20 protein-coding genes and 1 other annotated feature are annotated in these 23,579 nt (G+C 40.2%); of the genes, 10 read left to right on the top strand and 10 right to left on the bottom strand.

Going from position 1 to position 23,579, the window contains the following annotated elements; translation table 11 throughout:
- Positions 1-116: 116 nt before the first annotated feature.
- From AC3WTB_RS07470 to AC3WTB_RS07450, 5 genes are all read left to right on the top strand, one after another.
- Entirely contained in the window at positions 117-965 is an 849-nt protein-coding gene (locus tag AC3WTB_RS07470) for a YitT family protein (RefSeq protein WP_492333541.1), read from the top strand.
- Between the two features lie 48 nt (positions 966-1,013).
- A complete protein-coding gene (gene cccB / locus AC3WTB_RS07465; protein ID WP_058837547.1) occupies positions 1,014-1,343 on the top strand; it encodes a cytochrome c551 in 330 nt (109 codons plus the stop codon).
- A 382-nt stretch (positions 1,344-1,725) separates the two neighbouring features.
- Positions 1,726-2,412 (top strand): cell division ATP-binding protein FtsE, encoded by a 687-nt coding sequence (ftsE, locus tag AC3WTB_RS07460; RefSeq protein WP_024423601.1) that lies wholly within the window; start codon positions 1,726-1,728, stop codon positions 2,410-2,412.
- Positions 2,405-3,295, top strand: a complete 891-nt coding sequence (gene ftsX / locus AC3WTB_RS07455) for a permease-like cell division protein FtsX (protein WP_039181755.1) — start codon at positions 2,405-2,407, stop codon at positions 3,293-3,295. Before ftsE ends, ftsX begins: the two co-directional genes overlap by 8 nt.
- 110 nt (positions 3,296-3,405) lie before the next feature.
- A complete protein-coding gene (locus AC3WTB_RS07450; RefSeq protein ID WP_492333540.1) occupies positions 3,406-4,668 on the top strand; it encodes a murein hydrolase activator EnvC family protein in 1,263 nt (420 codons plus the stop codon).
- 50 nt (positions 4,669-4,718) lie between these two features.
- Here AC3WTB_RS07450 and AC3WTB_RS07445 read toward each other — a convergent pair whose 3' ends face one another.
- Entirely contained in the window at positions 4,719-5,459 is a 741-nt protein-coding gene (locus AC3WTB_RS07445; RefSeq protein ID WP_024423598.1) for a sulfite exporter TauE/SafE family protein, read from the bottom strand.
- 153 nt (positions 5,460-5,612) lie between these two features.
- On the opposite strand from AC3WTB_RS07445, the gene ctpB reads away from it, so the two are divergent.
- The 3 genes from ctpB (at position 5,613) to AC3WTB_RS07430 (ending at position 9,015) form a co-directional block, all read left to right on the top strand.
- Positions 5,613-7,061 carry a carboxy-terminal processing protease CtpB gene (gene ctpB, locus AC3WTB_RS07440; protein ID WP_492333539.1) on the top strand — a complete coding sequence of 483 codons (1,449 nt, stop codon included), beginning with the start codon at positions 5,613-5,615 and terminating at the stop codon, positions 7,059-7,061.
- A gap of 344 nt (positions 7,062-7,405) precedes the next feature.
- Positions 7,406-7,759 (top strand): swarming motility protein SwrAA, encoded by a 354-nt coding sequence (locus tag AC3WTB_RS07435; protein ID WP_003212923.1) that lies wholly within the window; start codon positions 7,406-7,408, stop codon positions 7,757-7,759.
- Between the two features lie 68 nt (positions 7,760-7,827).
- Positions 7,828-9,015 (top strand): PDZ domain-containing protein, encoded by a 1,188-nt coding sequence (locus tag AC3WTB_RS07430; RefSeq protein ID WP_039181742.1) that lies wholly within the window; start codon positions 7,828-7,830, stop codon positions 9,013-9,015.
- Between the two features lie 10 nt (positions 9,016-9,025).
- Here the strand turns inward: AC3WTB_RS07430 and AC3WTB_RS07425 are convergent, their stop codons facing one another.
- Positions 9,026-9,391 (bottom strand): winged helix-turn-helix transcriptional regulator, encoded by a 366-nt coding sequence (locus tag AC3WTB_RS07425; RefSeq protein ID WP_024423595.1) that lies wholly within the window; start codon positions 9,389-9,391, stop codon positions 9,026-9,028.
- Positions 9,392-9,619: 228 nt separating this feature from the next.
- Here AC3WTB_RS07425 and AC3WTB_RS07420 point away from each other — a divergent pair, with 228 nt between their 5' ends.
- Positions 9,620-10,294 carry an NAD(P)H-dependent oxidoreductase gene (locus tag AC3WTB_RS07420; RefSeq protein WP_039181741.1) on the top strand — a complete coding sequence of 225 codons (675 nt, stop codon included), beginning with the start codon at positions 9,620-9,622 and terminating at the stop codon, positions 10,292-10,294.
- An 81-nt stretch (positions 10,295-10,375) separates the two neighbouring features.
- Positions 10,376-10,600 (top strand) — a binding site (T-box leader).
- Positions 10,601-10,675: 75 nt separating this feature from the next.
- The gene (locus tag AC3WTB_RS07415; RefSeq protein WP_059377561.1) at positions 10,676-12,025 is read left to right on the top strand and encodes an amino acid permease; all 1,350 of its coding nucleotides are present in this window, start codon (positions 10,676-10,678) and stop codon (positions 12,023-12,025) included.
- A gap of 44 nt (positions 12,026-12,069) precedes the next feature.
- Here the strand turns inward: AC3WTB_RS07415 and AC3WTB_RS07410 are convergent, their stop codons facing one another.
- The 8 genes from AC3WTB_RS07410 to AC3WTB_RS07375 all read right to left on the bottom strand — a co-directional run bounded on the left by AC3WTB_RS07410 (position 12,070) and on the right by AC3WTB_RS07375 (position 23,337).
- A complete protein-coding gene (locus tag AC3WTB_RS07410) occupies positions 12,070-13,062 on the bottom strand; it encodes a glycosyltransferase family 2 protein (RefSeq protein ID WP_369879972.1) in 993 nt (330 codons plus the stop codon).
- 31 nt (positions 13,063-13,093) lie between these two features.
- A complete protein-coding gene (locus AC3WTB_RS07405; RefSeq protein WP_492333538.1) occupies positions 13,094-15,208 on the bottom strand; it encodes an ArnT family glycosyltransferase in 2,115 nt (704 codons plus the stop codon).
- Positions 15,209-15,413: 205 nt separating this feature from the next.
- Entirely contained in the window at positions 15,414-16,829 is a 1,416-nt protein-coding gene (locus AC3WTB_RS07400; RefSeq protein WP_492333537.1) for a sensor histidine kinase, read from the bottom strand.
- The gene (locus AC3WTB_RS07395; RefSeq protein WP_039181727.1) at positions 16,826-17,512 is read right to left on the bottom strand and encodes a response regulator transcription factor; all 687 of its coding nucleotides are present in this window, start codon (positions 17,510-17,512) and stop codon (positions 16,826-16,828) included. The genes AC3WTB_RS07400 and AC3WTB_RS07395 overlap by 4 nt, the downstream gene beginning before the upstream one ends.
- Positions 17,509-18,492, bottom strand: coding sequence for a YncE family protein (locus AC3WTB_RS07390; RefSeq protein ID WP_039181725.1), 984 nt, complete (start codon positions 18,490-18,492; stop codon positions 17,509-17,511). The genes AC3WTB_RS07395 and AC3WTB_RS07390 overlap by 4 nt, the downstream gene beginning before the upstream one ends.
- A gap of 276 nt (positions 18,493-18,768) precedes the next feature.
- Positions 18,769-20,103 carry an MFS transporter gene (locus AC3WTB_RS07385; RefSeq protein ID WP_144494058.1) on the bottom strand — a complete coding sequence of 445 codons (1,335 nt, stop codon included), beginning with the start codon at positions 20,101-20,103 and terminating at the stop codon, positions 18,769-18,771.
- Positions 20,104-20,143: 40 nt separating this feature from the next.
- Positions 20,144-20,716 (bottom strand): TetR/AcrR family transcriptional regulator, encoded by a 573-nt coding sequence (locus tag AC3WTB_RS07380; protein WP_366204088.1) that lies wholly within the window; start codon positions 20,714-20,716, stop codon positions 20,144-20,146.
- An 89-nt stretch (positions 20,717-20,805) separates the two neighbouring features.
- Positions 20,806-23,337, bottom strand: a complete 2,532-nt coding sequence (locus AC3WTB_RS07375; protein WP_492333536.1) for a PEP/pyruvate-binding domain-containing protein — start codon at positions 23,335-23,337, stop codon at positions 20,806-20,808.
- Between the last annotated feature and the right edge of the window lie 242 nt (positions 23,338-23,579).

Genomic DNA, 23,579 nt, shown 5'->3' with positions numbered 1-23,579 from the left:
GATCCGTCTGTGTGATAAAGTATTAATCCATTAGCACTGCATTTGGCTGTTATTTACAATCGTTTTAAGAGGGCTTAAAATAGGTGTGCATTCAGAAGTAACGGAGGAAGAAAGACATGAAGCAGGGACATTCACAATTTAGGATCGAAGTGAAAAATTATTTGTTCATTTTAATCGGATCTGCCATTGTGGCGATTGGATTTAATACGTTATTATTGCCGAATCAGATTGCAGCAGGCGGTGTGAGCGGAATTAGTACCATTATGCAGTCATTCGGCTTTGAAGCAGCGTATGTGCAATGGGGGCTCAATATTCCGCTGTTTATCGCTGGCTTTTATTTATTGGGCGGTACATTTGGAGTGAAAACACTCGTTGGCTCGATTTTTTTACCTTTCATGGTGTTTGTCACACGACATATTGCACCTGTCACACACGAAGCGCTGCTGGCAGCTATTTTTGGCGGTGTGGTCATTGGAATCGGTATAGGGCTTGTGTTCCTTGGTAATGGATCAACAGGTGGAACGGCACTCGCTGCCAAAATCATCAATAAGTACACAGGACTCACGCTAGGCACATGCTTAGCGATGATGGATGGCTTGATTGTTCTGGCTGCGATGACGGTCTTTGGAATCGAAGAGGGGCTATACGCGGTCATTGGTGTGTTTATTTCGAGTAAAACGATTGATGTGGTACAGGCTGGCTTCAGTCATTCGAAAATGGCGATGATCATTACCGGGCATGAAGATGAGGTCAGACAGGCAGTTTTTGATCAAATTGACCGCGGTGTGACGAAGATCTCAGCAGTCGGAGGATATACCGATCATGACCGCCCAATTTTGATGTGTGTCGTTGGGCAGTCACAATTCACAAAGTTGAAACAAGTGGTGAAAGCAATCGATTCATCAGCATTTGTCATTGTAATGGATGCAAAAGAGGTGCTTGGTGAGGGTTTTAAAAGGGCATAAACAAGGATATAATAGCGTTGACCAAATGATTGTAAGGGAGGGAAATAGATGAAAAAAAGCGGATTAACGATGCTATTTGCAGCAATGCTTCTTGTTCTCGCGGCTTGTGGAGGAAATTCAAGCAGCAGCGAAAAAGAAGGCAGCAAAAGTGCTTCATCTGTGAGCAGTGGTGAGGAGATCTATCAGCAAAACTGTATTGGCTGTCATGGGAAAGACCTATCTGGCGGAGGCGGACCAAGCCTGAAAGAAGTAGGGAAGAAATATAATGAAAGCCAAATCGCAGATATTGCGCAAAACGGTAAAGGCTCTATGCCAAGCGGAATGGTAGATGAGAAGCAAGCAAAAGAAGTAGCAAAATGGCTTGCAGAGAAAAAATAAAACCTTTGTCTAATCGACAAGGTTTTTTTGTTTTTTATATGTAGAAAAAGACTTTTGAATAGTATGAAAGCGCATTATATTAAATTTTATTTAAAAAATAAGGGTATAAAGGCACGTTTTTCGGTTTTGGTTGTTCTATTTACCTTTTATTTATAAGTTTTGAAATATAAATGTAATACCATTGCGTCGATTCATGACGTATAATTGGAGTTGTTGAAAATGAGACGATTCAATTTTTTCATCTTTTTGGATGAAAAGGACATAAATTGCTAGTAAGTATCGAAGGGTATGTGCGTAACCATACATAACGTTTTTTGACGAGAAGTGTCAAAACATCATGATAAGCTGTTAGTCAGCGAATAAGAAAAGATTAGGTGATTACATGATTCAAATGAAGGAAGTCTACAAGATCTATCCTAATGGCGTAAAGGCGATCAATGGAATCAATGTCTCTATCCATCCAGGAGAGTTTGTGTATGTTGTTGGTCCCAGTGGTGCTGGTAAATCCACTTTCATCAAAATGATGTATCGTGAAGAGAAGCCAACCAAAGGGCAAATCTTAATTAATAACAAAGATTTAGGTTCAATGAAGGAAAAAGAAATTCCTTACGTAAGAAGAGAAATTGGCGTAGTATTCCAAGATTTCAAGCTGCTTCCAACTCTTACTGTGTTTGAGAACGTTGCATTTGCTCTTGAAGTGATTGGTGAACAGCCTCATATCATTAAGAAAAAAGTGCTTGACGTTCTCGATCTGGTCCAGCTAAAGCACAGAGCGCGCCAATTTCCTGACCAGCTGTCCGGCGGTGAACAGCAGCGTGTATCTATCGCTCGGTCGATCGTCAATAGCCCTGAGGTCGTCATTGCAGATGAGCCGACAGGAAACCTTGATCCAGACACTTCCTGGGAAATCATGAAGACGCTCGAAGAGATTAATAACCGCGGAACAACAGTGGTTATGGCGACACACAACAAAGAAATTGTAAACACCATGAAGAAACGCGTCATCGCAATCGAAGATGGAATGATTGTGCGTGACGAAGCAAGAGGGGAGTACGGAATTTATGATTAAAACTCTCTCGCGGCATTTACGTGAGAGCTTCCGTTCACTAGGAAGAAACACGTGGATGACTTTTGCATCAATTAGTGCGGTTACTGTCACATTGATTTTAGTTGGGGTTTTCCTTGTGATTATGCTCAACTTGAATAACATGGCATCGAACGCTGAAAAAGAAGTAGAAGTAAAAGTATTAATCGAATTAACGGCGAATCAAAAGCAGCAGGATGAATTAAAAGCAGAAATTGAAAAGATTCCTGAAATCAGTAATGTGAAGTACTCATCTAAGGATGACGAACTGAAAGCTCTGATTAAAAGCTTTGGAGAAAATGGACAATCCATGGGACTTGTTGATCAAGAAAATCCATTAAACGATGCGTTCATTGTGAAAACAACAGATCCTCACGATACACCAAAAGTAGCGAAGAAATTAGAAAACCTAAAGGGTACATATAAAGTAACCTATGGGAAAGAAGAGGTCAGCCGACTCTTTAATGTAGTCGGAGTAGCGCGTAATGTCGGCATTGTGCTCATTATTGGGCTGTTATTTACAGCTATGTTCTTAATCTCCAATACGATCAAAATTACGATCTTTGCTAGACGTAAAGAAATTGAGATTATGAAGCTGGTAGGTGCAACGAACTGGTTTATCCGCTGGCCATTCTTCATTGAAGGATTATTGCTTGGTGTATTTGGTTCCATTATACCTATTGCCCTATTGCTTGGCACGTATCAATATGCAGTGGGCTGGGTCGCACCGAGAGTACAGGGCTCATTTATTTCAATGCTTCCATACAACCCATTTGTCTATCAAGTATCACTGATCCTGCTAGTGATCGGTGCAATCATTGGGGTATGGGGAAGCTTAACGTCTATCCGTAAATTCTTAAAAGTATAAATATATTTTGATGGCAGCATTCGAGAATTCTATAGAAGATGTGACCGGTTGATCCGATTCATCCGGTCGGCTCTTCATGTCGACAGTTGTCATGGGAGGGGAATATCGTTTTGAAAACAAAGCTGATGATGGCTGGAATGGCAGCGTTTATTGGAACAACGTGGCTATACATTCCAGGGAACGAGAATCGTGCATCTGCATACGAAGACCTAGATCAAAAACGTCAACAAATCGAAGAGAAAACATCGAAGACTGAATCAAACTTGAAGAAGAAGAAGTCAGAGCTGGCAAAGCTTGAAAAGAAAGAATCAAAGCTCAAGAAAGAAATTGAACAAATTGACCAAAAGGTAAGTACTGCAACTGAAAAAGTCGCTGAAAAAGAGAAAGAAGTTAAAAAAACGAAGCAAGAGATCAAGAAGCTAAAAAAAGACATTCAAGTCATCAATGAGCGAATTGAAAAAAGAAAAGCCATTTTTAAAGACCGAATTCGTTCTATGCAAAAAAGCGGCGGTACGATCAACTATTTAGATGTGCTGCTAGGTGCTCGCAGCTTTAGTGATTTTGTCGGTCGTGTTGGGGCTGTCACAACGATTGTTGAAGCAGACAAAGACATGATTACAGAACATGAAAATGATTTAAAGCTGGTGGAGCAAAAAGAAGCAGAGCTAAATAATCAGCTAAGTGGACTTGAAACATCTCTGAAAGAGCTAGAAGCACTGAAAAAAGATTTATCTAAGAAGCATAAAGAAAAAGAACACATTTTAGGTGATGTGACAGATAAAAAAAATCATGCACATGATGAACTAGGCAAGCTTGAGAATGAACAAGAAATTCTTGCGAACCAAAAAGCGGCTGTGAAGTCTGAGGAAGCTCACCGTCAAAAGGAAGAAGCGGCGAAAGCAAAGCAAGCAGCTGAAAAAAATGCACCTGCACCTCGTAGCGGCGGCTCAGATCAAGTATCTGATACACCAGCAAGCAGCTCAGGTTTTATTAAACCAGCTGCAGGGCGTTTCTCATCTGGCTTTGGCGGACGTTCTGGCGGAAACCACTTAGGATTAGATATTGCAGCAAAAGGCACAGTTCCTGTCTATGCAGCAGCATCTGGAACCGTCACAAACTCAAGCTACTCATCGAGCTACGGAAATGTTGTGTTCATTACGCACAATATCAATGGACAGACATATCAAACTGTATACGCCCACCTGTCTACAAGAAGTGTGTCAACAGGACAGAGAGTTGAACAAGGACAATTCCTTGGCTATATGGGAAATACCGGCCAATCGCATGGTCAGCATCTTCATTTTGAAATTCATAAAGGATTATGGAATGGCGCGAAATCAAATGCAGTCAATCCAGCGCAATATATCCGCTAATCAAAAAGCCGATAACATGACGTTATCGGCTTTTCTTTGTCTAGATAGAATTAAAATAACAGCAGTAACCCGGCAATAATAGGTGTTAACAGAACAGCTGATTTCAATAAGAGCTTCGGTGCAAGGCGTGTGAATTTCGCGCCGATAAATGCGCCTAAGACGGTTCCAATTAATATTTGGATCAGCAAGATAAAATCAACATAGCCCTCTGAAATATATCCAATTCCACCGCCGATGGAAATCGGAATAATGACAAGCATCGTCGTGCCAACGGCTTGTCGAATCGACAGCTTCAGTAAAATCAAAAGTCCTACTTGAATAAATGGTGCAGACCCGATACCAAACATGCCTGACAGCATTCCAGACACAAGGCCTAAAATAATGCCTCTTGTCATCAGCTGGCGTGAAGAAAGCGGCTGCTGCTCAGCCTCTTCATTAAGAACAAATAGTTTGATCATCATAAAAACAGCGGATAAAAAAAGCATCCCTGCTGTTAAATAGTGCAGACTCTCTTCTGGAATAAAAGGAGCGACCTTAGCCCCGGCAAAAGAAGCAATACAAGCCAGAGCCCCGACAATCAAACCAGATTTCAACTGAATGTTCCCTTCCCTGTAGTGGCTATAGGCACCTGATAGTGTCGTAAATGCCATAGCGGCTAATGATGTCCCGAGTGCTGTATGGATAGGGATATCAAAAATTAATGTAAGCAATGCGATGACAAATCCCGCCCCGCCTGCTCCTACAAAACCTAATAAAATTCCTAATAAAAGCATCGTCAAGATAATATACATAGCGAAGACTCCTTCTCAATCATAACAAAATAAAAATTACACCTAATAAAATGATTCGTCAAGCCTTCACGGGAGAATGTCTTTACATGAAATCCCTTCTTCTGGCATATAATAACTCAGGTCATCAGGAAGAGTTGAAGAAGGAGGCCAAATATGAAAAAACAAATCGCATCTATTATGGCAAGTGTCGTTCTCTTAATAAGTGCAGGTGTGATGACGCATAAAGAGGGAACTCATGCGGAGTCACCGCAAGCAGCTGCTGCAATGGCTGGACAAGCTCAATCAAGTGATAAGGCGAAAGAGAATGGGATGGAAAAGATCGAGAAAGCCTATGACCTTATTTCGAATGAATATGTAGAGGAAGTGGATCGGCAAAAGCTGCTTGAAGGCGCGATCCAAGGAATGCTTTCGACGTTAAACGATCCATATTCAGTATACATGGACAAGCAAACCGCAAAGCAATTTTCTGATTCGCTTGATTCTTCCTTTGAAGGAATTGGGGCAGAAGTGGGGATGGATGAAGGAAAGATCATTATCGTCTCCGCCTTTAAAAAATCCCCTGCGGCAAAAGCGGGTCTAAAGCCGAAAGATGAAGTCATCAGCATTGACGGTGAACCGATGAAAGAAAAAAGCTTAAACGATGCTGTGCTGAAAATAAGAGGGAAAAAAGGAACGTCTGTCGCCTTGACAATTAAACGAAACGGGATTGAAAAAGAGCTAACGTTCCATATCAAACGAGAGGAAATCCCGCTTGAAACAGTGACTTCCTCTGTAAAAGAGGTCAATGGGCATAAAACAGGCTATATTGCGATCTCCAGCTTCTCTGAAGATACGGCGAAGGATTTCACGTCAAGCCTGAAACAGCTCGAGAAAAAGGGCATAGAAGGCCTTGTACTGGATGTGAGAGGAAACCCTGGCGGCTATCTGCAAAGTGTGGAAGATATTTTGAAGCATTTTATTACGAAGAATCAGCCCTATATTCAAATCGCAGAACGGAATGGCGACCGGAAACGATATTTTTCAAAACTGAAAGAACAAAAGCCTTACCCAGTCAACGTCTTAATTGATAAAGGCAGTGCTTCCGCTTCGGAAATACTTGCTGGAGCCATGAAAGAAGCCGGCAAGTATGAAGTCGTCGGTGATGTCTCCTTTGGAAAAGGAACTGTGCAGCAGGCGGTTCCGATGGGAGATGGAAGTAATATTAAATTAACGCTGTATAAATGGCTCACGCCAAAAGGCAATTGGATTCACAAAAAAGGCGTCGTACCGACAATTGCGATTCATCAGCCGGATTACTTTACCGCAGGTCCGCTTCAGCTAAAAGAACCGCTTCAGCTTGATATGAACAATGAAGAAGTGAGACAAGCCCAGACGCTGTTAAAGGGATTGTCATTTGACCCTGGCAGAGTAGATGGATACTTTGATGAAGAAACGAAAAAGGCCGTACTTGCTTTCCAAAGCACATACAATCTCGATAAATCAGGTGTCATTGATTTGAAAACAGCGGAAATGATGAACAAAATGGTGGATGAAGTGAAATCATACGAAAAAAATGACCTTCAATTACAGACTGCACTAAAAGCACTATATCTTAAAAAATAAAGAGGCGAATAATAGCCTCTTTTTTTTGGTTCATAAGTGTCATGAACATGTAATAATATATGATTAAAAATAAATTATATCGAGAAATATATTCATTTATTTTACAAAAAACATAACATTCCTTCGATTTTACCCGATAACATATGTATATAAGAGACTTTCTGTTGATTTAAACATGTCATGAAAATGAAACTTTTGAAAGTTGTATGTTACATAAATAATTCTTACAATAAAAAGTAGCACTCATTTTAAATATTTTATTTTTTGCGGATATTCAGCTTGAGCATTAAGCTGTACCGAGGTTTGCGCTTTTCTTAAAAGAACTAGTAAATGGGGGTACACAATTGAAAAGGGCAAGTATTGTGAGAGAGAAAAAATATTACGAGTTGGTAGAGGAACTTAAGAGTCGTTCGAAAGATGTGACGTTTTCCGCTACAAAGGCATTAAGTCTGCTCATGCTGTTAAGCAGGTACTTGGTCAATTACACAACGGTAGAATCAGTCGACGAAATCGATGAAGACTGTGCTGAGATATACTTCAATTATTTAATGGATAATCATAAGAGACTTGGTATAAACTTAACCGACATCAAGAGGTCGATGCAGCTGCTCGGCGGCATACTAGATGTAGATGTCAATCACTACTTAAAAGATTTTTCACTGTCGAATGTCACACTTTGGATGAATCAGGAGAAATAAACCTGATGTCAAGCATCGATTTATTTGATAGAATAAGAGAAAATGCTTGACTTGGGCGGTGAACGATAATGAGCTCGGAGTGGATGGGAGCCGGATTAAAAGCGGTCGGTCTGTTTTTAATCCATCCTCTTTTTTATTTCATGATATTAATCAGCCTATTGCATGGCTACATCCGCGTAAAGCGGGAGAGAAAAGCGTTTCAAACAAGAATAGAAGATGTATACGATGAACTTAAATTTACATATTCAAAGGGATGGATTCTAGGGATATGCCTATCCGTCATTTCAGTAGGCTTAGGGATTGCCCTCCCCCCTGGATTCATCGTGCTGATTGCAGCGATGACCATCGTTTTCTCTTTATTCTTTAAGGCGAGTGCGCTTTCGTCTGCATACACACTCGGTTTCAGTTTTATTGCGGCACTTGGACTGATGCATTTCCAAGTGAGTCATTCTTGGCTGCCGCAGCTCTCAATGATGAATGCATCAGCCGTTGTCATTCTGCTAGGACTTTTATTAATGACCGAGGGGATCCTAGCCTATCGAACGGCGCATTTACGTACATCGCCTGCTATGGTGATGAGTGCGAGAGGACTTTTAATTGGTCAGCAGCGGGCAAACCGTCTGTGGCTTTTACCGCTTGTTTTGCTGATGCCGGCAGGTGAATTCACTTCTTCTCTGCCATGGTGGCCGGTGCTTCAAGTACATGATCAAAGCTTTTCATTTATTTTGATTCCTTATATCATCGGATTCGGTCAGAGAATTCAAGGCTCACTGCCAATTGTTAGTATTCAAATTACAGCGCGGCGTATTCTCATGCTCGGACTCGCTGTCGCCTTATTAGGTGCTGCAAGTATTTGGTTTGAACCGATTGCTTGGGGAGCTGTATTGATTGCGGTGGTAGGGAGAGCCTTTCTCTCATGGAAACAGAGGGTCAATGACAATGCTGCCCCGTTCTACTTCTCTAAGCGTAATCAAGGGCTGATGGTGCTAGGAATTATTCCAAATACACCAGCGGCTGATTTAAAGCTTGAGATCGGAGAAGTCATTACAAAAGTGAATGGAATTGAGGTAAAAACCGTTTCGGAATTTTATGAAGCCCTTCAAACCAATCGTGCTCTGACAAAGCTCGAGATCATTGGCTTAAATGGTCAGACAAGATTTGAGAAACGTGCTTCTTACGAAGGGGAGCATCATCAGCTTGGCATCCTGTTTGTGAAGGATGATCCACAGCAAGAACCAACGGCAATTTCATCTTAAAAAAAAGCTGCTAGAGATGGCAGCTTTTTTCTTTTGGGCGCGCTTCCTTCCCGTAGGATTCGCCCCATTCACGCATGGCGAAGATGATAGGCTTTAAGGTATTTCCGAGAGAAGTGAGTGAATATTCGACACGAGGGGGGACCTCCTCATAGACTTCTCTATGAACGACGCCGTCTTGTTCAAGCTCACGCAATTGCAGTGTGAGGACACGCTGAGAAATTCTTGGCAGCAGACGGCGCAATTCATTGTAGCGTTTTGGTCCGCAAGTCAAATGATAAAGGATCACTCCTTTCCATTTCCCTCCGATGACACTTGTCGTCACTGAAACGGGACAGCCATGATTGACAATACTGACTGGATTGGATGGTGCACTCATCTTAAGACTCCTTTCTAAGGCAAATTTGGTGATATACGAACAAGATGGTACCTAACGAACAAAAATGTGCGTACTTGAATCACCCGAAGCTTTTCTTATACCATAGAGATATCACATCACACATTCGGGCTGTTTGTTTTCTTATCATAACAATTTCTATATGTGAATGGAAAGAAATTGGATTGATGAAACACACACCCTAATTGGTTAATAGAAAGGATGAATACAATGCGAGACAAAGAACAATTAAAAAAAGAAATCATTGAGGCGTATGAGTTCCGCCATGCGACAAAAGAGTTTGATCCAGCGAAAAAAATATCAGAGGATGATTTTGCGTTTATTTTAGAAACAGGAAGACTTTCCCCAAGCTCTGTAGGGTTTGAACCTTGGAAGTTCCTCGTTGTTCAAAATGAAGCATTTAGAGAAAAATTAAAAGAGTATACATGGGGAGCGCAAAAGCAGCTTCCGACTGCGAGCCATTTTGTGATCATCTTGGCAAGAACAGACGCCCGCTATGATTCAGCATATGCAGAATACATCAACAAGCAAATCAAAGGAATGACAGACGAAACGTTCGAGATGGTGAAGGGACGCTACCAAGAATTCCAAGAGAATGATCTTCATTTGTTAGAAAATGAACGTACGCTCTTTGATTGGGCTTCAAAACAAACGTATATTGCCCTTGGAAACATGATGACAGCCGCTGCGCAAATTGGTATTGATTCATGTCCAGTCGAGGGATTCAGCTACGATGAGATTCATCGCATTCTAGATGAAGAAGGGCTGCTTGAGGATGGTCAGTATGATATTTCTGTCATGGCAGCCTTTGGTTATCGTGTGACCGAGCCGAAGCGCGGCAAAACGCGCCGTCCGATGGATGAAGTAGCTGTTTGGATTCGTTAAAAGAGAAAAAGGATGTTGACAATTGCGTGGTTAGTCAGTATATTTAAAAAATAAAATCTTTGATGAATATACAAATGGACTATAAACGCTTTGACTTGAGAATAGTAGATGAACATCCGTTTTTTAAGAGAGCTGCGGGTTGGTGCAACGCAGTAAAACGAATCATTGAACTCGCTCAAAGAGCGGTAAGACTGAATGAATAGTAAGTCTTTACGTGTGACCTCCGTTAACGGGTTTTAAGTTGGATTCAGCTAGGGTTGAATCAATTAGAGTGGTAACGCGGTTGCAAGGTCAGTCGTCTCTTCAAGGAGATGACTGGCCTTTTTATATGCTTTTATCTTATATTTGTCTGAAGATTCAAATTTAAAGGAGCTAAAGAAAATGGAAAAGGAACATGTGCAGTTAAAACGAACAATGACGTCAAGGCATATTATGATGCTCGCACTTGGCGGTGCAATTGGTGCTGGTCTTTTTAAAGGAAGCAGCTCTGCTATTGATATCGCAGGTCCTGCTGTCATTTTGGCATATATGATTGGTGGACTTATTTTATTATTTATTATGCAAGGACTTGCCGAAATGACGGTTGCACGACCTGGCGCAAGAACGTTTCGTGATTTAATTGAACCTGTGTTAGGTAAATATCCGGCTTATTTCTTAGACTGGATATACTGGAAAATGTGGGTGCTGAACATTGCGGCGGAAGCGATCGTATCTGCGATCTTTATTCAGTACTGGTTCCCACAGGTGCCGATTTGGATACTTGTGTTAATCATTTCACTTGTTGTGACATTGATCAATGTTTGTTCCGTTAAAATGTTTGCTGAGACGGAGTACTGGTTAGCTTCTATTAAAATTGCTGTCATTATTTTATTTATTATCATTGGGTTAACCATGCTTTTTGTCTCATTTGGTCAGCATGCAGCACCGGGATTATCCAACTTAACCGGCCACGGAGGATTTTTCCCGAATGGAACGGGCGGCTTAATTGCGGCCATGCTTGTTGTGGTGTATTCATATGGCGGGACTGAAATGATTGGGGTCACATTAGCAGAAACAAAAAACCCTGAAAAAGTCATTCCAAAGGCTATTCAAAGTACATTTGTACGAATCATCGGTTTCTATGTACTGCCGTTCTTCATCATCGTCAGCTTGATTCCTTGGAATCAAGTAAACAATGAGCAAGTGAGTCCATTCGTCACCGTGTTTGCAACGATTGGCGTGCCATATGCAAGTGACATCATGAACGGTATCATTTTACTAGCGATCTTGTCTTCTATGAACTCTGGGCTGTACGCATCCTCAAGGGTACTTTATACGCAAGCGATGGATGGGCGTGTATGGAAGGGCTTCTCAAAGCTATCAAAACAGCAGGTGCCTGTTAGAGCAATCCTAGTGTGTACATCTACATTGTATGCCGCTGTATTGATTTCTCTTTTTGTAGGAAGTCAAACTTTTAATTATTTAATGGGATCTTTAAGCTATACGGTCTTATTCATCTGGTTTATTATTGCTGTCGGGCATTTAAAATCTCGAAGTGTAGCAGAACCAGGAGGATATCGCGTGAAGCTGTATCCTTTTACAACATGGTTTTCTGTGATTGCGATCATTGCCATTTTCATCGGCGTTGTGTCAACAACTCCGATTGTCCAAACAATGGTCACAATGGGCATTTATCTGATGATTACTCTTTCTTTCTTCATTAACAGAAAGAGGTTTGAAACAGCTGCTTAATACAAAAAGCGTGCGGGACCTTGAAAGAGGTCTCACACGCTTTTTTAATGCTGTTTGTATTGCTTGAAATGAACAGGGGGTTGAACAGGATGTGGCTTTGACTGAAGCCCGTAACTCTCTCTTACGATGTAAAGTGGTCGATCTTTTGCCTCGTCGTAGATTCGGCCGATGTATTCCCCAATCATTCCCAGCATAAAGAGGATAATGCCGCTAAAGAACAGCTGTATGACAATTAATGAACTCCATCCTGTAATGGTGCTGTTTGTAAAAAGCTTTAAGTAAAGTACAAGAAACATTGAAATGAATCCGATAGCGGAAAGGGCAATTCCTGCTATACTTGCTAGCTTCAAAGGTTTATAGGAAAAGGAAGTGATTCCATCCATCGAGAGCTTAAGCATCTTTTTGAGCGGATATTTTGTTTCTCCTGCTAGACGTTCATCTCGAACGTACTCTACTGCAATTTGTTTGAAACCTACCCAGCTGACTAGACCGCGAACAAATGGATTTTTTTCTCGTATTTTTCTCATTTCATGGCACACTCTACGATCCATTAACCTGAAGTCACCGGTGTCGATTGGGATATCTACTTCGGTGATCTGACGTAAAACGCGATAGAAAAGAGAAGCGGTTTGCTTTTTGAAAAAAGTTTCACCTTTTCGTTTGGTGCGCACGGCGTATACGACTTCATAGCCTTCTTTCCATTTTGCGATCATCTCTAATATCAATTCAGGCGGATCTTGTAGGTCTGCATCTATCACGATGACAGCTTCACCCTTTGCATAATCCATCCCAGCTGTAATTGCAATTTGGTGTCCGAAGTTACGTGAGAAATCAATGAGTCTTACCTTCGGATCGTTTTGGGAATACCCTTTAATTAGTTCAGCTGTTCGATCCATACTACCGTCATTAACGAAGAGAAGCTCGTATGCTTCTCCCGCCGAATCCATGACTGTTTTCAGTCGCTGATAGGATTCATGGATCACAAGCTCTTCATTATAGACTGGGACTACAATAGAATATCGTATGTTCTTTTCCATCAGTCATCGTTCCTCCCTTTTAATAGATGAATTAATCAACGGATAGTTCATAAAGAGTGCCGCTCTCCATTCCGCCCATTGGTCCATTTGACTGATCATTTTGTTCTGATTGTTGTCTATCTGTTTGCTGGTTTGTTTTGGATGTAGAGCTGTTATGCCATTTAGAAGCAGATACTTCTTTTCCATTTTTTTGAATCCAGGTTAGAATGTCAGAGCTGCCGCCTCTCATACCAGAAAGATAGAAGTATTTGATTTTGCCGTCTTTGACGAGCTGTTTGAATTCACTAAGTGTGAGAATGTTATCAGATCCACTAAATCCACCTAATGCCATAACAGCTTTTCCTGTTTTAATAATGTAAGGTGAAGCAGTGGTTGCATCTGTTGTTCCGAATAGGAATTCTTCTCCCGTATTGTTTTTCTCAAGATAGCTGATCAACTTTTCATTGACTTGTGAACTCATGCTGCCACTTGAAGTGGCAAGCTGAGGACCAGCCTCTGGAAGCATACTGTTTCCTCCATAAAGAAGAGGTGTGCTTGCCCAGTATAGTGGTGCAATCAGCATGCCTAGGATGGCGATGAGAGACACGAATTGTTTTCGTTTTTCTTTTCCTTTTATCAAAAGCAGAGAAAGGATTGTTCCAACACCAATGATACCGACTGCAATGCTTAGTCCAAGACCGATCGTGCTTGTAAAAGTGGATAGGATAAAGGTTTCAAATGCTGTTGTAACGAATATCGCAATTGGAAGCAGCCATTTTTTAAACCCAGTTCCTGTTTGAAATAATTGTGTCATAGAAACCCATCCGGCTCCTGCTAATACAGCAATTGGTGGTGCCAGCATGATCAAATAATAATGATGGAAAAATCCTGCTACACTGAAAAATGCAGCAACAGGTATAAGCCAAGCTAACCAAAATAGAGTTTCTTTTTGTTTTGTATTGAGACGTCTTCTTTCAAAAGCAGTCGAGAAGAAGATACCAATCGCACCGAAGATTGCAAATGGAAGCAGCCAGCTGATTTGATCGGATAGTTCAGATTGGAATAAACGTAGCGGTCCCTTGGTTCCTGTACCAAACATGCCGGAGCCATTTCCCATTTTTCCGCCCACGCCATTTGGCGGTCCATCACCATTACCGCCAAATGGCATATCAGGTGGTGTTGTGCCGTTTGCACTGCTTAGTGGTCCTTGCATTGAAGGTTGTTCCTGACTGGATGATTGGTTTGAATTGTCTGAGTTGTTTTGATTTCCATTAGATGGCGGCTGAGGCATGATGGATGAATCATTGTCATTTTGCTGATCACCCTGCTGTGAAGGTGGCTGTCCCTCACCCTGATTTGTGCCACCTCCCCCGCCAGACTGTTGACCAGTCAACCGCTGAAGACCGTTGTAACCAAAGGCTAATTCTAGTGCTGAGTTCGATTGACTTGATCCCATATAAGGGCGATTGTCTTTATAAGTGAGATCAACAGCGATAGACCAAGAAGCAGATACACCTAAAAGAACAATCATTGAAATCATCAGTGATAACAACTTTTTCTTCCATGTCGTTCGGTAGGCAATGATGTAAAAAAGAATGAGTGCTGGTACGATCATATAGGCTTGTAGCATTTTTGTATTAAAGCCGACGCCAATCATCGCAAATGAAACAATCGCCCAAAGAACCTTTTGCTGTTTTACAGCCTTGAACATCATTCCTGTTGCTAGTAAAAGTATAAAGACAAGTAAGCTGTCAATATTATTTGTACGAGATACAGCAACCGCAATAGGTGTACACGCCATGATAAGTGCCGCTAATCTTGCCGCTGCTTGACCAAAAGTTGGTTTGACAAGACGATAGATCAGATAAACAGATCCAATGCCTGCTAAAGCTTGAGGCAAGATGACGCTCCATCCATGGAGACCAAAAATTTTGGCACTCATCGTTTGCAGCCAGAAGGTGAGCGGGGGTTTATCCACCGTGACATATCCTGCTGGATCAAATGAAGCAAAGAAGAAATTATGCCAGCTTTGCATCATACTTGTGACAGCCGCAGTATAATACGCATTCACCGTATCATCTTCCCAAATGTTATAAATGTTTAAGATGGCAGATAAGATCAATATGAAAAATAAATAAATATCAAATTTCTGAAAACGTCTGATCAAAAGCATGTCACTCCTTTTTCTTCACTTGAAAAAAGTGTAACAAGCAAATATGAATAAAATGTTAATAAAAAAAGGCCATTTTTTTATTTTTTAGAAATAAAAACAGCTCTTAATGAAAAGAGCTGTTCAAGTTGTAGAAAGTTCTATGGATACTGAATTTATCAGATAAAATAGTGATTCCAATGAGAGTAAAGTATGTGAGTAGCTATAGAGTAGGTGAGCTCTCATTGAATGGAGCATTAGGAAGTTGAATGATGGCTGTTGTACCAAAGCCAGGCTCAGATTGAATGTCGAATGTCCCCTGATGTTTTTTGATGATTTGATAGACAATGGCTAGTCCAAGGCCAGAGCCGCCATCTTTTCTTGTTCGTGCTTTATTTACACGATAAAATCGCTCAGAAACATGTGGAAGATCTTCTTTTGGAATACCATTGCCTTCGTCAGTCACTCTCAATTGAGCAACACTTTGGTGAGCTTGTAATTGAATTGATATTGATTTCCCAGATGGCGTGTAATGAATGGCATTGTCCAGTAAATTACGTATCACTTGTTGGAGACGGTCGCTATCACCATAAACAATACAATCCTCTTCAAGCGTTCGTTTGAAAGTAATGCTTTTCTTATCAGCGACGAATGCCATTTGATCAAGAACATCGTGGATCAGCTGTGCAAAGACAATTGGCTCCATCGTTAGTGGATAAGAGTCTCCTTCTAACTGTGCAAGGTCTAAAAGATCGTGCACAAGACGGCTTAAACGTGTGGCCTCATCTTGGATGATTTGCATCCCTTTCTTTTGATCAATGATCCCTTCTTCAATTCCTTCTGCATAGCCTTTCATATAACTTAAAGGCGTTCTAAGTTCGTGAGAGACATTCGCAAGAAATTCTCTACGGTGCTGTTCAACTTTTTCGAGAGTTGAAGACAGTTTATTAAAGGAGCGGCTAAGCTGGTTTAACTCATCTCCTTTTTTGGTTACGGCCATTCGTTTTGAGAAATCACCAGATTCCATTTCTATTGCAATTTCTTTCATTTTATTAATTGTCTGCACAATTTTATTGGAGCTCTTATATCCGATCAAGAAAATCAGGAGCATAATCAAAAAGATGGATATACCAAGCGTCAATCTAATTTGAACAAAGGGTTCATATACATCTGATAAGGGCATGGAGAGGAAAATAGTTCCCGATAGATCATCATTGCTTGAGAAAACAGGAATGGCGATGCCAAGAATATCTTGGTGAAACTTTGGGTGTTCTCTAATTAACACGACGGTTTCACCTTGAAGGAGCTTTTGGCGTTCCTTGAACGTAATGAGATTGTCATTTGTGTCCGTATCAAAAGGAAGTCCACTTGAAAGTTCCATTGGATCATCTGTAAAAATAACGTTCGCCTGACTTGAGTCATTTGCCCATTTCATTCTGTCGGTAAAATACTTGTCTTTCCCGTGTGTGTGATAGATTTCTGCCAGCTTCTTACCTTGCAAACTTAAGGAATCGATCTGTTTATCAATATATAAATGCTGGTATAAGTAAAAGGTAAGGGCAAGCGCTGAGGCTGCAACGATTCCGATCACTGCAAGGATTAAGAAGAGTACTTTCTTTTTAATCGATAATGGCTTCATTCTTCCTCCTCAAACTTATAGCCGACACCCCAAACGGTTTTAATATATCGTTCTGCTTCCTTTAATTTCAGTCGCAGCGTTTTGATATGTGTATCGACTGTTCTTAAAGAGCCGCTCGTTGAATGTGATTCCCACAATTTTTGATAAAGGTGTTCTCTTGAAAACACTTGTCCTTGGTTGAGCAAAAGAAACATGAGTAAATCAAATTCTCTTCTTGTTAAATTAACGGGCTGTTGATGGAGGTAAACTTGTCTGCCATCTTGATCAATCTCCATGTCACCAATCTGTATTCGGCTGCGCTTTAGCGAAAGACCTCTAATTCGTCTCAGGGTTGTTTCAATTCTTGCTGCAAGCTCACGCAGACTGAAAGGTTTCATGATGTAGTCATCTGCTCCAATTTCAAGTCCTCTAATTCGGTCCTCCTCATAACTCCTTGCTGTTAAAAATAAAATTGGAATTTGAGATGTTTGTCGAATACGCTGACAGACTTCAAATCCATCCATGTCAGGCATCATGATATCTAATACAACAAGGTCAATAGATTCCTTTTCAAGCTGATGCAAGGCATCTTTTCCATTATTCGCAGTAGTAATGTGAAAGCCATGTCTCTTTAAAAAAGACCCGATTAACTCAAGCATATCAAGCTCATCATCTACGATTAAAATACGCATTTGTTCCTTCATTTCTTTTCCTCCAACACGATAGCATAAGGTCCTGATGGGACATTTAGTTGATTTTTCATAATAAGTGAGTGTTTATCGATGATGGATACTGAGTTGTCATCCAAGTTACTCACATAAATTGATGTCGTATCAGCGGTGATATAATTCGGATTTTGACCAGTTTCAACAGAAGCAAGCTGCTTATTTGTTTTGGTATCTACTTTGTATAGCGTATGATCTCCATGACATAGTACATATAAAGTAGAAGAATTTTTCTCTGGAAAAAATGCAACAGGCATAACGCCTAGCTTTATTTCTCGCTGTTTTTTGCCTGTTTTAGGGTCATAAGCAAGAATACTTTTATTTAAGGTACCTTGTTTACCATGGCCGCCGATCCAAATGGACTGTCCATCAAAATGAATCCCAGAAGGCCGTTCAAGTACAGAAAACGTACGTATATTTTTTTCCTTTTTAATATCTATGACTGAGACAGTATGACTTTCTGCATTTAAAACAAATAAAACACCTGATGAAGAAAGTGTCATAGAAGAAGGTAATTTTCCGGTTTTCACAGTTGATTTTATTTTTTTACTCTTCGTATCAATAAAATAAACGACATTTTTCTGCGAATTTGCAGCAATTAATGTATGAGAAGCTGCATCATATGTAAGGGAAGTCAGCCCTTTATCCACATTCATATAATCTGTTGCTGTCCCATTTTTTAGATTGATTTCGATAAGGGATTCTCCCTCTTTACTTGTAGCGATGATGACGTCTTTATTGATTTGAATAAGATCAGTAAGTGGGTGTTTTAAATCCACAGAAGAGAGCATTTTATTTTTTTGTATATCAACTATTGAAAAGGAGGCTTTTTTTAATTGAGAGATGACAGCGATCGATTGAGAGCTGCCTGGCGGTGTAAATTGCTGTTCTTTTCCACAGCCTGTCAAGAATAAAAGTAGAGCTGATAAACAGATTAAAACATATTTCATACGTTCCATTCTTCCGCTCCTTTGCGTTCTCTATTTTCAAAATCATACCACAAAAATTGTGAAAAAAAATTGAAGTTATCTATGCTGAAAAGAATGAAAAAGAGTTTTTAGGTGAGTGAGGGGAGACAATTTGCACCTGAAGTTCCTTTTTTGTCTGTCCATATGCCATTTTTCCTTCTTTAAAAGATGATTTTCAGGATTTGATAGATGCACTTGCTATAGCTTACAGTGATACAAATGATGAAAAACTCCCCCGCTCTAAATAGACATAGAGCAAGGGAGCCATTAGGCGGAATGTTCAGATGATGGGGAGGTTGATTTTGTTTTTACACGTTGAGATAAAAAGAAACCAAGAATGCCTGCGCCCATTAATACAATAAATAAAGATTGAAAACCACTCATGATCCCAATCAATGTAGACGAAATGATACTGCCAAAATATCGAAAGGTAGAGAAAATACCAGATGCTGAACCGGATAAGCTTTGATCAACAGACGTTAAAGAAGCCATCTGCATACTAGTCATTCCAATCCCTGATGAAATTCCACCCGCGATAAGTGTCACGATAAGCAGTGGTAAGGTAGGGTACTGACTGAGTGTGATTAACATGATCCCTGATAAAGTGAGACAGATAAATGAAAAGCCAATCATTTTTTTCGCGCCTTTTTTCGGATGGAGTCTTGCCCCTAGCAAGCCACTAATAGACATGCAAAGAGAAAATACCGATAGAATGATACCGCTTTGTGTATGAGACAGTGAAAGTTGTTGCTCCATAAACAGCGGCATAATTAGAAGGATGGCATACATGACAAAATTACTTAGCATGATCGACAGGTTTGCATTTGTAAATGAACTGTTTTTAAAAAGCGATAAATCGATGATCGGATTCTTTACTTTCCGTACATGTATAAAGAATAATGGAATGACGATCAACGCTAGAATTCCATAGATCAAGTATTCATTTAGCAAATGGCTTTTTGTGCATAGAATGAGTGTGGCAATCCCGATGGTTAAGTACAATGAACCAATGATGTCCACATTTGTTTGTAAGCGTGTATGGTTTATTTTTGGAATGAGTAATACGCCGGTCACAAGTGTAAGGAACAAGAATGGGATATTTACAAAGAATATAGAGTGCCAATCAAAACTCTGAATAAGAATCGAACCAATAAAAGGTCCAAGTGCGGCACCAATACCGGCTCCAAACCCAAAGTATCCCATTGTTTTAGACAGTTTTTCGGGGGATACTGTTGCACGAATCAATGCAATGCTATTCGGTGTTAAAATAGCACCACCAGCTGCTTGAATGGAACGAAAAGTGATAAGAAAAGCTAGATTAGGTGCTAAAGCACATCCAATCGAGCCAATTAAAAAGAGCATGACCCCAATTAAATACATTCGCCGGTGTCCATATATATCTCCTAACTTACCAGCGATAGGCTGAGTGACTGCCATGACAATAAGATAAATTGTGACAACCCAAGTGATGTTTGAAAGGGATTGATTATAATAAGTTGATATGGATGATAGAGCGACAGCGATCATCGTTGAGTTGACTGGAACTAGTATAGCTCCAAGCAACAAAGAATAGATGACCAAACTCTCTTTTTTTAACCTCAATGTGTATACCACCTTTTGTAAAAAAGAAGAATTTCACCCTTTAAGCGGGAGAAATTCCTCTCATGAAAATGTGTGTGCATGTCTCAATAAAATCTTCTTTTTGTGTGAGCACGAGTTGTAGATCTTGCTCTAGCTGCTGAATGAAAAATCCAAAATACGTACTAATGAAGATGTCTGCATAAATGTCTTCTTTTCCTTTTAATACAAGATGCTCGGCACCCATCTTTTTGAAATATTGTATCAGCATTTCTCTTAGTTCTTGAGGATATATCTTTTCATGACTGGTTAAATCCTTAAACATAGCTGGTTCTCGCATGCTGATATAAATAAATTCTTTTTTTGAAGTCAAATCTTCAAGGAAATAGGTGCCGAGAAACTTTAAATCGGTGTATAAATCGCCTTTAAATTCTGCTTCTAGGGTTTTTGTCGGTGTTGATTTCATTTTCATAATGGCAGCAATGACGCCACGTTTGTTTTTAAAGTTGCGAAAAATAGTTGCTTCACTCACATTCGCTTTTATTGCTATTTCTTTGGTTGTTGTTTTTTGATAGCCCTTTTCAGTTAATAAATCCATTGTTGCGCGAATGATTCGTTGATTTGTAGATTTTAACAAGCATACTCACCTCAGGTTATGAATGTGTTTGCAACAAAGTAAGTATACCGATAAAACCTATGAGCGCCAATATCATCATAATGATAAGTTTATGAACGCGAATGCTGCTTTAATATCTGAATGCGCCCATTGCTGCCATCTACTGTCACAAGGTCACCGGATTGAAGTGATTCAGTTGCTATTCTAGTACCTAAGACAGCTGGCATCATATACTCTCTCGCAATAATAGCCGAATGAGATAAAATGCCTCCAGCATCGGTGATGACTGCTTTCGCATCTCTAAATAAGCTCGTCCATAAAGGTGTAGTCGTTTTACAAACTAATATATCATCCTTTTGAAATTGTGAGAATTCATCAGCACATGTAATGACTTTTACTCTTCCAGAAACAATACCGCTGGATGCGCCAATTCCATGGATCACATCGTGTGTGTTGTGTTCATTTTCTCTTAATGAACCAAGCATTCTTTCCACTTGCTGCAATTCAGCTTCAGTTGGAGTGCCGGTGTAAGCTGGTGGTTGAATGGCTTCATTTTCTTTCATTTCCATTTTTCTTTGCTGGATAACCGAATCGAATGAGATAGACGTTGTGAGCGCTTTTTGTACCTCTTCATCGTAGAGATACCAAAGATCTTCTTGATGAGGAATGGCTCCTTTTTTTGCGAGAAGCTCACCAATTTTTAATAGATATACCCGGGCTTTTGCATCTAACATTGCATCAATGTAGAAGTGGTGGTCATCTCGGATATTCGCTGCTTGAAGGGCAAATTGATACAGCGTCTCAAATTTTGTTTTAAACGACTCATCCTTCACTTGACTCATAAAATGTTTATACGTCTCTTGTCTTTTAATCACTGCTTTTGCAAATTCTTCATCAAAATCACATTGGGACTGGATGTTATTTCTGATGATATCTAATATAAACTCCGGGTTTTCTACCCAAGTCTCATCCGTAAGGTCATGACTTTTAACAGATCGCCATCCGTAAACTTGGAGAAAATCCTCCAATTTCGAAATGAAATGTTTCCCTTTTTCGGAGTAATTGAGTGCATATAACAGGTCCGGGTTCTTTTCATGATGAATAAAAGCCTGATGAAGTTCTGGATCTTGAAGGACATCCTTTGCGATATCAGATAGCAGCTTGTCTGTTTCAAGAGATTTGTTCATCACGCCTATCATCATTTCGTGCAGCAAGACGACTTGTGTTTGATCACCGGTATATGTTACAAGCATGTCTTCAATGATGGATGATAGTATGACTTGCGGTGTGACGATATCAAAATGATCATCATATGCTTGGATATAAAAATCCTTTAATTCTTCAAAGCCGATGATGGCTTTTTCAATGGTCATAGGTTCATTCATTTGGCGATCGAGTTTTTCGTAAAATGGAAAGAAATTTTTCTCTAGAATCTCATACATCCGTTCACTTAAATGCGAAAATAGCTCAAATATACGTTCATCAAAAACGGGTGCAGCTCCCTCTTGCGCTTCTGGCAGTGCCGGTGCTGAGTATAAGTGGCCTCTGTAAAGCTTAATATCTTTGATGTTCATATCAGGTACTTGATACTTTTCTCCATTTTTCTTCATCCCGCTTTTTAAGGCTGGTATGATCAGGCTTGAGAAAAGAGGGCTCGTTGGGCCAGGCATATGATCATCCATTGAAATCCAGAAATCCTGCAGCTCATCTGGCTTTATTTGAAAAGAAGCACCCGCTGTTTCATTTACTGCTTTTGGGAGAGCTGTAGTAATCGGCCTCGCTTGAAGTAAATAAAACGACCCATCTGCAATTCCAAATTCGATATCGACTCCATGTCCGTAAAGTTCTTCTACTTGTTTTGTGATTTGTGCGATTTCTATCAATTGATCATCGTTTAGGCAAAACTGGCCAGCCATTTCCTCCGCTACTGGTTCCTCGATGACACCCTCTTGGAAAGGAACAATTTGTAGCTCTTTCGCCCCAAGTGTTTTTTCAATCGAAAAGTTCTCTTTATCTACAATAAACGTGTCTGGTGTCACAAGACCAGAGACAATTGCTTCTCCCAATCCGTAGCTTGCGGTCAGCATCATTTCATTTGGTTTCCCCGATATGGGGTTCTCACTAAAGATGACACCGGAGACGTCAGAATGGATCAATCCTTGAACGACAACGGCCATAAGCGGCATATCTTCCTCGTTTTCATTCATCTCTTCCTTATATTCTGTGACTCTCGCTGCAAAATAAGAAGACCAGCATTCTTTGACCGCCTGTAAAAATTCTTCATTTGTTTTGATATTTAAATAGGTCTCGTACTGTCCTGCAAACGAGGCGCCTTCGAGATCTTCAGCAACAGAAGAGGATCGTACTGCAACTGAGGGATAAGTCTTCCGCAAGGATTGAAAGGACGAAATCAGCTCTGCTTCCATTTGTGAAGGAAACGATGCTTCTTTGATTTTTTGAGAAAGGTTTTGTTCTGCTGGCTGCAGATTGTGATATGAAAGAAAGCTTTCAAAGCTGTTGGTTTTAATAATAAATCCATCTGGGACTGGCAGGCCGTGATTGTTTAATTTGATTAAATTCAGGCCTTTTGCCCCTGCGAGTGATGCGGATTCTTCAGCCGCATGAAATAAAACTGAATACATGGGAATGCCCCCTTATCCAAATAGCCAATGATTTGTATGTCTCTCTATTTTTCAAAATGATAGTGCGCACTATCATTTTAATCATAGAATTGATTGGATGTTATTGTCAAAGACGGAAAGACCTATCTTTACAAAGGGGACAATCTCACTAATTTTCTGCTATTTCTAAAACAAAAGTCTCCGAACATGAAGAAAAAAGGCAAAATTGAAAACTGTGAATTGTTCAATATGCCAATCTTTAC

Source organism: Bacillus sp. EB106-04-04-XG123 (assembly GCF_058791855.1).
Note: the sequence above shows the minus strand (reverse complement) of the source record. Positions and strands in the feature narration are given on the sequence as shown.

Excerpts from the sequence above, each read along its gene's own strand:
- cccB (WP_058837547.1), top strand. The coding sequence starts at position 1,014 with ATGAAAAAAAGCGGATTAACGATGCTATTTGCAGCAATGCTTCTTGTT.
- AC3WTB_RS07430 (WP_039181742.1), top strand. The coding sequence starts at position 7,828 with ATGAGCTCGGAGTGGATGGGAGCCGGATTAAAAGCGGTCGGTCTGTTT.
- ftsE (WP_024423601.1), top strand. The coding sequence starts at position 1,726 with ATGATTCAAATGAAGGAAGTCTACAAGATCTATCCTAATGGCGTAAAG.
- AC3WTB_RS07445 (WP_024423598.1), bottom strand. The coding sequence starts at position 5,459 with ATGTATATTATCTTGACGATGCTTTTATTAGGAATTTTATTAGGTTTT.
- ctpB (WP_492333539.1), top strand. The coding sequence starts at position 5,613 with ATGAAAAAACAAATCGCATCTATTATGGCAAGTGTCGTTCTCTTAATA.
- AC3WTB_RS07420 (WP_039181741.1), top strand. The coding sequence starts at position 9,620 with ATGCGAGACAAAGAACAATTAAAAAAAGAAATCATTGAGGCGTATGAG.
- AC3WTB_RS07375 (WP_492333536.1), bottom strand. The coding sequence starts at position 23,337 with ATGTATTCAGTTTTATTTCATGCGGCTGAAGAATCCGCATCACTCGCA.
- ftsX (WP_039181755.1), top strand. The coding sequence starts at position 2,405 with ATGATTAAAACTCTCTCGCGGCATTTACGTGAGAGCTTCCGTTCACTA.
- AC3WTB_RS07425 (WP_024423595.1), bottom strand. The coding sequence starts at position 9,391 with ATGAGTGCACCATCCAATCCAGTCAGTATTGTCAATCATGGCTGTCCC.
- AC3WTB_RS07470 (WP_492333541.1), top strand. The coding sequence starts at position 117 with ATGAAGCAGGGACATTCACAATTTAGGATCGAAGTGAAAAATTATTTG.
- AC3WTB_RS07390 (WP_039181725.1), bottom strand. The coding sequence starts at position 18,492 with ATGGAACGTATGAAATATGTTTTAATCTGTTTATCAGCTCTACTTTTA.
- AC3WTB_RS07410 (WP_369879972.1), bottom strand. The coding sequence starts at position 13,062 with ATGGAAAAGAACATACGATATTCTATTGTAGTCCCAGTCTATAATGAA.
- AC3WTB_RS07415 (WP_059377561.1), top strand. The coding sequence starts at position 10,676 with ATGGAAAAGGAACATGTGCAGTTAAAACGAACAATGACGTCAAGGCAT.
- AC3WTB_RS07395 (WP_039181727.1), bottom strand. The coding sequence starts at position 17,512 with ATGAAGGAACAAATGCGTATTTTAATCGTAGATGATGAGCTTGATATG.
- AC3WTB_RS07400 (WP_492333537.1), bottom strand. The coding sequence starts at position 16,829 with ATGAAGCCATTATCGATTAAAAAGAAAGTACTCTTCTTAATCCTTGCA.